Source organism: Phenylobacterium sp., from assembly GCF_036263695.1.
In the GTDB taxonomy this organism is placed as follows: Bacteria; Pseudomonadota; Alphaproteobacteria; order Caulobacterales; family Caulobacteraceae; genus Phenylobacterium.
Genome location: NZ_DATAGM010000062.1, coordinates 1 through 7430 on the forward strand (window position 1 = coordinate 1; position 7430 = coordinate 7430).

Consider the following 7430-nt stretch of genomic DNA (forward strand, 5'->3'; position numbering starts at 1 on the left):
AGCTGGTCGTAGTTTTCCGGGTTCATGAAGTGGAAGCCCTCGCCGTCCTGGTAGAGGAAGGTGTGGTCTCGCTCGTCCACGAACGCGCGCTCGACCTGCTCCGTCGTGCGGTAGCGCTCGGAGATCTTCACCCCGTCGGAGATGCGGCGCATGTTCAGCTGGGTCACCGGGGTGCCCTTGCCGGGGTGGATGTTCTCGGCGTTCAGGACCACGTAGAGCTTGCCGTCGATGTCGACGACGGAGCCTTTCCTGAGCGAGCTGGCGGCGACCTTCACGTATTTCGTATCCTTCGTTCTCGTCCGCGCGCGCTTCCACTGCGCCCGGCCTATTTTTCGCTAAACAGCGGCGTGGGCGTGCACCTATAGCGATTGGCGGAAAATCGCCAGCCGTCGCCGCGTCGCGGCCTTCGCCCAGGTCCTGCTTGCCCCAGACGCCCCCATCCCCCTGGTGGAGCCCCGAGCGCCACGCCGACCGCCGGCCGTTCCTTCAGGCGCGCGGGCGGATCAAAGCGGCCCTGCGCGGCTGGTTCGAGGGCCGGGGCTTCACCGAGGTGGAGGCCGGGATCCTGCAGGTCTCGCCCGGCAACGAGGCCCACCTGCACGCCTTCGCGACCGAGGCGCTGGGGCCGGCGGGCGAACGGCGGGCGCTCTACCTCCACACCTCGCCGGAGTTCGCGGCCAAGAAGCTGCTGGCGGCGGGGGAGGGGGCGATATTCGACTTCGCCCGGGTGTTCCGGAACCGCGAGCGCGGGCCGCTGCACCATCCCGAGTTCACCATGCTGGAGTGGTACCGGGCCGGCGCGCCCTACGAGTTGCTGATGGCCGACTGCGCGTCGATCCTGGCCCTGGCGGCGGAGACCGCCGGCGCCAGGGCGCTGACGTTCCGGGGCCGGACCACTGATCCATTCGAGGAGCCGGAACGGATCACGCTGGCCGACGCCTTCGACCGGTTCGCCGGGATCGACCTCCTGGCCACTGTCGAGGCTGGCGGCGTGGACCGCGAGGGTCTGGCCACGGCGGCCGGCGCGGCAGGCGTTCGTGTGGCGCCCGACGACGGCTGGTCGGACATCTTCTCCAAGGTGCTGGTGGAGAAGGTCGAGCCGAACCTCGGGGGCGGGCGGCCGACCATCCTGTGCGAGTACCCCACCCACGAGGCCGCGCTCGCCCGGCCCAAGCCGTCGGACCCGCGGGTCGCCGAGCGGTTCGAGCTCTACGCCTGCGGGGTGGAGCTGGCCAACGCCTTCGGGGAGCTGACCGACCCGGCCGAACAGCGCCGCCGCTTCGAGGCGGAGATGGCCGAGAAGGCCAGCGTCTACGGGGAGCGCTACCCCATCGACGAGGATCTCCTGGCCGCGCTGGCCCAGATGCCGCCGGCCAGCGGCTCGGCGCTTGGCTTCGACCGGCTGGTTATGCTGGTAACGGGCGCCCAGCGGATCGAGCAGGTGCTATGGACGCCCGTGCCCGAGTTCGACGCCCTAAGATGACCTTCCACAAGACCCTGCGCACCGCCGACGCCCTTGCCGAGGCCGGGCTGGTGGATCCTGCGCGGGTGCCCGAGCTGCACGCGGTGGCCGCCCGCTATGCCGTCGCGGTGACGCCGGCGATGGCCGAGCTGATCGACGCGGAAGGCCGGCAGGGGCCGATCGCCCGCCAATTCCTGCCCGATCCCGCCGAGCTGGACACGCGGCCGGCCGAGAGCGCCGACCCGATCGGCGACTTCGCCCATGCGCCGGTGGAGGGGATCGTCCATCGCTACCTCGACCGCGTGCTGCTGAAGGTCACCCACACCTGCGCGGTCTACTGCCGGTTCTGCTTCCGGCGCGAGATGGTAGGACCGGACGGGCATGGGGCGCTGACTGGTGAGGCGCTGGAGGCGGCGCTGGGCTACATCGCCGCGCGCCCGGAGATCTGGGAGGTCATCCTCACCGGCGGCGACCCGCTGGTGCTGTCGCCGCGCCGGATCGCCGAACTGATGGCCGGGCTGGGCGGGATTGATCACGTGAAGGTCGTTCGGATCCACACCCGCGTACCGGCCGTCGATCCCCATGCGGTGACGCCGGAGCTCGTGGCTGCCCTGCAGCCCCCGCCGGGCAAAGCCGTCTGGGTCGCCCTGCACGCCAACCACGCCGACGAGCTGACGCCCGCGGCCCGCGCCGCCTGCGCCCGGCTGATCGACGCCGGACTGCCGATGGTCTCCCAGACGGTGCTGCTGAAGGGCGTCAACGACACGCCGCAGGCCCTCGCCGACCTGATGCGCGCCTTCGTCGAGACCCGCATCCGGCCCTACTACCTGCACCACCCGGACCTCGCTCCCGGCACCAGCCACCTGCGGCCGACCCTGGAAGAGGGAAGGGCGGTGGTCTCCGCCCTGCGCGGCGCGGTCTCGGGCCTAGCCCAGCCGACCTACGTCGTCGACCTGCCCGGCGGCCATGGCAAGGTGCCGGCGGGCGAGGCCTGGCTGCAGGCTGACGCCGCCGGCGAGCCGGACTACGCCTCCGCGCGGCTCCCCACCACCAACACCACCGCCCCCCATCCCGGCGAAAGCCGGGACCCAGACAGCCTCTCCGCCTGAACCCCACCTCAGTCTCGATCCCGGCGTCCGCCGGGATGAGCGGGGATGTTGGAAGCCGCCAGCCGCCCCACTTCCCGCCACAGCCGCAGCTCCTGATCGGCGTCGGCCAACGCCCGGTGGCGGACCGGCTCGGTGGCCACGGAGATCCTGGCGAGCGTCACCACGTCTTCGAGTTCATCCGGCGTAGGCTCGCGCCCCCAAGCCTCGGCGACCGCCGCCGCATGCGCTTCGGCCGTCGGCTTGAAGCGCATGGCGTGGCGGGGCAGGCCCGCAGCCCGCAGCAGGACGCTTAGCCACTTGCCGTCCCAGGAAGGGGCGCTGACGAAGGCCTCATGGGGACCGAGGGTCTCCAGCACCCGGCGGGCGACCAGGTCGTGGGGCTCGCCCTCGGCCCCGAGCCGTTCGCGGGTAAGGCCGTGCATCGCCGCGGCCTCAGGGTCCCAGTCGGTCCAGGGCGGCGCCGGTCGGATCAGATGAGATTCGCTCCGGCCGTCCTCGAACACCCAGGCGACCTCGATTGGATAGCTGTCGTCGGCCAGGGAAGAGGCTTCGAAGTCCACGAAGGCGCGCATCGCGGAGGGAACGCGGCAGGCCGCCGAACGGATAAGCCTTGCGGAACAATGTTCGAAAGGCCCCTCTTGAGCGACAAGAGTTGTTGGGGAGACCAAGACCATGGCCGATGGCGCGATCGACGTGCTGGCGGACGCCCGCGAACTGGCGCGCAAGCGCGCCTACGAGACCCCGCTGGAGTCGTTGAACCCGGCCTGGGCTTCCGCCTTTCGAGACGATTCGCACTGGGTCTACTTCGACCGCCTGCGCAAGGAGGACCCGGTCCACTACACCCCCGACAGCAACTACGGGGCCTTCTGGTCGATCACCAAGTACAACGACATCATGGCGATCGACACGAACCACCAGGTGTTCTCGTCGGCAAAGGGCATCGCCCTGTCGCCCAAGTCGAGCGTGCTGCCGCCCGAGGCGCAGCTGGCCCGCGACCGGGCCGGGGCGCCCAGCTTCATCGGCATGGATCCCCCCGGCCACGACGTGCAGCGCAAGACCGTCAGCCCGGCCGTCGCGCCGGCGCGGCTGCACGAGATGTCATCGCAGATCCGCGAGCGGGCGGGCCTGATCCTCGACTCTCTGCCGATCGGCGAGCCGTTCGACTGGGTGGACCTGGTCTCGAAGGAGCTCACCACCATGACGCTGGCGACGCTGTTCGACTTCCCGTTCGAGGAGCGCCGCAAACTCACCTTCTGGTCCGACACCATGACCACGGCGCCCGGCCACGGACCCGTCGCTACCTACCAGGAGATGCGCGAGGCGCTGAACGACTGCCGGAACTACTTCATCGACCTGTGGAACCAGCGGGTGGACGCCCCGCCGGCCGGCGACCTGATCTCGATGCTCGCGCACGGGCCCGAGACCCGCAACTGCACGATGGACGAGTTCTTCTCCAACGTGACGCTGCTGATCATCGGCGGCAACGACACTACCCGGAACACCATTTCCGGCTCGGTGTTCGCGTTGAACCGCAATCCCGACCAGTACGACAAGTTGCGGGCGGATCCGTCGCTGATCCCCTCGATGGTGTCCGAGACCATCCGGTGGCAGACGCCGCTGGCCCACATGTCGCGCACGGCCAACCAGGACTTCGAGTTCCAGGGCAAGACCATCCGCGAGGGCGACAAGGTGGTCATGTGGTACGTCTCGGGGAACCGGGACGACGAGGTCATCGAGAACCCGTACGCCTACATCATCGACCGGCCGCGCCCGCGCCAGCACCTGTCGTTCGGCTTCGGCATCCACCGCTGCGTCGGCAACCGGCTGGCCGAGCTGCAACTGACCATCATCTGGGAGGAGATCCTCAAGCGCTTCCCGGAAGTCCGGGTGCTCGAGGAGCCCAAGCGCACCTATTCGATCTTCGTCAAAGGCTACGAGGAGATGAAGGTCGTGATCCCCTCCCGGCTCTAGAGCCGAGAGCTGCGGCGTTTCCGCAGACCCAAACTTCCAGGGCCTGGCGAGCGCTCGCCAGGCCCTGATTTCGCGCTAGTGCTGGCTTTCGGGCGTCTGGACCAGCAGGCCGTCGAGCTCGGGCTTGACCCGGATTTGGCAGGCGAGGCGGGAGTTGCCTTGGGTGTTCTCGGCGAAGTCGAGCATGCTCCGCTCCATGTCCGAGGCCGGCTCCAGCCGGTCCAGCCAGGCCTCGTCCACGTAGACGTGGCAGGTGGCGCAGGCGCAGGCGCCGCCGCAGTCGGCGTCGATGCCCCCGATGGCGTTCTTCACCGCCCCTTCCATGACCGACAGTCCGGTCGGCAGCTCCAGCGTCCGCGCCTCGCCGCTGTAGGTTTTGTAGGTGATCTTGGGCATGGTTCTCTCCCCTCGACGTTGTTCTTGATGGCGTCGGGAGCGAATACAGCGACCTGAACACTGTTCGAAAAGTGGATAAAAACAGCACCTTGCGCTGGATCATGACGGGATGACTGGAAGAGTGCGGCCGAACAGGTCGCCGCCCCGGGTGGCCTCGCTGCGCAGCCGCGGCCTGGACGCCGCCCGCAAGCTGCTGGAGGAGGGCGGGCCGGAGGCCCTGCACCTGCGGGCCATCGCCGGGGAGATCGGCTGCGGCGTCGCCAGCCTCTACTACCATTTCGCCCACAAAGACGCCCTGCTGGCGGCCCTGGCGATCGAAGGCTTCCGCGAACTGCAGGTCCGGATGGAGAAGGCGATGGAGAGCGGCCGCTACCCGCGCCGCATTGACGCCGCCTCCGCAGCCTATCTTCGGTTCATGCACGCCAATCTTCCGCTCTACGCCCTGATGCACTCCGAACGGACGCTGCAGGGGAGCGAGGCGGTGCGGGCGGCCGAGCAGGGCGCCTTCGCCTCCTTCCGGCGCTCTCTTGAGGGCGACGCGAGGGTCCCGGCCGAGCGTCTCGACGACATCGCGCTCACCTGCTGGGCGCTCGGGCGCGGAATCGCCGCCACCATCCTCGCCAGCGGGGAAACTGACCCGGCCGCCGCGCGGGCCCTTGCGGAGAAGGTGCTTCGAGGCTTCAACTTCCTGCAGCGACACGCATCCTCCAGAGCCCGCTCATGAGTTCCCAGACCGCCGCCGCTCCGGCGCGTCCGCCGCGCCACTATCCGACCCCGGCCGCCAAGTGCGCGGACCTGGTGGTGCACATCGTCGGCCTGACCCTGGCGCTGATCGGCGGAGGCGTGCTGCTGGCGCTCGCCGCCCAGGACCGTTCGATCAGCCTGCTGGTCGGGGTGTCGATCTACGCCGCCGGCCTGCTGTGCATGCTGGCCTTCTCCACGGCCTACAACTTCGCCAAGGCGTCCTGGCGTCCAAGGCTGAGGCCGCTCGACCATGCGGGCATCTTCCTGATGATCGCCGGCTCCTACACCCCGTTCACGACCCAGATCCTCGAGGGACCGTGGGCCATCGGCATGACCGCCGCCGTGTGGTCGATCGCCGGCCTCGGAGCGGTCGGCAAGCTGGTGCTGAGGGACATCGACCGCAAGGTCTGGGTCGTCCTTTACCTGGCGCTCGGCTGGCTGGTGGTCATCGCCCTGCGCCCGCTCGCCTCCAGCATCACCTGGGGTGCGCTCGTACTGCTGGCGGTGGGCGGCGTGCTCTACTCCACCGGGGTGGCCTTCTACGTGAACAAGCGCCTGAAGTTCGCCCGCGCGATCTGGCACGGCCACGTCGTCGCCGCCGCCTCCGCGCACTGGGCCGCTGTGCTGCTCGGCGTGGTGCTGGCCTCGCGCTGAGACGACCCTGAACCGGGAGAACCCGCCTATGCGCATCCCACGATCCCTCATCGGCCTCGCGGCCGCTGCACTGCTGGCGGGGTGCCAGGCGGCGGCGGGAGAGGGGCCGCCGGCGGCGGGCGGGCGGCCGGGGCCAGGCGGAATGTGCGGGGGCATCGCCGGCTTCTCGTGCGCCAGCGGCGAGAGCTGCGTCATGGAGCCGGGCCAATGCCGTATGCCGGACGCCGCCGGCGTCTGCCGGCCGAGGCCGCAGGCCTGCACCCGCATCTATCAGCCGGTGTGCGGCTGCGACGGCAAGACCTACGGCAACGCCTGCGAGGCGCAGTCGGCCGGAACGAGCGTGCTTTCGGCCGGGGAATGCCCGGCCGATTGACCCTCATTTCCGCGGAGCGCCGGCACAATCGCCTTTACGGCGGGCTCGCGAGCCCCTAGCGAGCTTGCCGGCCCGCAAGGCGGGCTCATCAGGGGGATTTCCGCATGGCCTCTGGGCTCGCCGCACTGCTCGACGACGTCGCGGGCATCGCCAAGATCGCCGCCGCCTCTGTGGACGACGTGGCGGGCGCGGCCGGACGGGCGGGCTCGAAGGCCGTGGGCGTGGTGGTCGACGATGCGGCGGTGACGCCCGGCTACGCGATGGGCTTCACGCCGGACCGCGAACTGCCGATCATCTGGAAAATCGCGCTCGGCTCGCTGAAGAACAAGTTCCTGTTCCTGCTGCCGGGGGCGATGCTGCTCAGCGCGTTCGCGCCATGGGCGGTCACGCCCTTGCTGATGCTGGGCGGCGCCTATCTTTGCTTTGAGGCCACCGAGAAGGTGATGGAGGCCGTCGGCGGCCACCATCCCGGAGACGACCTGACCGAACTGGCCCTCAGCTCCGAGGAGCTGGAGAAGCAGAAGGTCGGCGGCGCCATCCGCACCGACCTGATCCTTTCGGCCGAGATCATGGCCATCGCCCTGGCCGACGTCTCCGACCGCTCGCTGGGGATCCAGGCGGCGGCGCTGGCGCTGGTCGGGCTGGTCATCACCGTCGGGGTCTATGGCGTGGTGGCGCTTATCGTGAAGATGGACGACGTGGGCGTGCACCTGTCGCAGCA

At 69.7% G+C, this 7430-nt stretch carries 9 protein-coding genes and 1 pseudogene; 7 read left to right on the forward strand and 3 right to left on the reverse strand.

What is annotated here, in order from left to right:
* Positions 1-275: pseudogene (locus tag VHK87_RS02330) on the reverse strand (elongation factor P); the annotation flags it as partial.
* 146 nt (positions 276-421) lie between these two features.
* On the opposite strand from VHK87_RS02330, the gene epmA reads away from it, so the two are divergent.
* Both epmA and VHK87_RS02340 read left to right on the forward strand, forming a co-directional pair.
* The gene (gene epmA / locus VHK87_RS02335) at positions 422-1483 is read left to right on the forward strand and encodes an EF-P lysine aminoacylase EpmA (RefSeq protein ID WP_329633287.1); all 1062 of its coding nucleotides are present in this window, start codon (positions 422-424) and stop codon (positions 1481-1483) included.
* Positions 1480-2571, forward strand: coding sequence for a lysine-2,3-aminomutase-like protein (locus VHK87_RS02340; protein ID WP_329633288.1), 1092 nt, complete (start codon positions 1480-1482; stop codon positions 2569-2571). Before epmA ends, VHK87_RS02340 begins: the two co-directional genes overlap by 4 nt.
* An 8-nt stretch (positions 2572-2579) precedes the next feature.
* Here VHK87_RS02340 and VHK87_RS02345 read toward each other — a convergent pair whose 3' ends face one another.
* Positions 2580-3131 carry a hypothetical protein gene (locus VHK87_RS02345; protein WP_329633289.1) on the reverse strand — a complete coding sequence of 184 codons (552 nt, stop codon included), beginning with the start codon at positions 3129-3131 and terminating at the stop codon, positions 2580-2582.
* A 112-nt stretch (positions 3132-3243) separates the two neighbouring features.
* On the opposite strand from VHK87_RS02345, the gene VHK87_RS02350 reads away from it, so the two are divergent.
* Positions 3244-4542, forward strand: coding sequence for a cytochrome P450 (locus VHK87_RS02350; RefSeq protein ID WP_329633290.1), 1299 nt, complete (start codon positions 3244-3246; stop codon positions 4540-4542).
* A 75-nt stretch (positions 4543-4617) separates the two neighbouring features.
* On the opposite strand, the gene VHK87_RS02355 is transcribed toward VHK87_RS02350, so the two are convergent.
* The gene (locus VHK87_RS02355; protein ID WP_329633291.1) at positions 4618-4938 is read right to left on the reverse strand and encodes a 2Fe-2S iron-sulfur cluster-binding protein; all 321 of its coding nucleotides are present in this window, start codon (positions 4936-4938) and stop codon (positions 4618-4620) included.
* 109 nt (positions 4939-5047) lie between these two features.
* On the opposite strand from VHK87_RS02355, the gene VHK87_RS02360 reads away from it, so the two are divergent.
* The 4 genes from VHK87_RS02360 to VHK87_RS02375 form a co-directional block, all read left to right on the forward strand.
* Positions 5048-5662: a TetR/AcrR family transcriptional regulator gene (locus tag VHK87_RS02360; RefSeq protein ID WP_329633292.1), complete on the forward strand. Its 615-nt coding sequence runs from the start codon at positions 5048-5050 to the stop codon at positions 5660-5662.
* On the forward strand, positions 5659-6336 hold the full coding sequence (gene trhA / locus VHK87_RS02365) for a PAQR family membrane homeostasis protein TrhA (RefSeq protein ID WP_329633293.1): 678 nt from the start codon (positions 5659-5661) through the stop codon (positions 6334-6336). The genes VHK87_RS02360 and trhA overlap by 4 nt, the downstream gene beginning before the upstream one ends.
* 28 nt (positions 6337-6364) lie before the next feature.
* Positions 6365-6709, forward strand: a complete 345-nt coding sequence (locus tag VHK87_RS02370) for a Kazal-type serine protease inhibitor family protein (protein WP_329633294.1) — start codon at positions 6365-6367, stop codon at positions 6707-6709.
* 104 nt (positions 6710-6813) lie between these two features.
* Positions 6814-7430: DUF808 family protein (locus VHK87_RS02375; protein ID WP_329633295.1), on the forward strand; the 617-nt coding region annotated here is incomplete at its 3' end.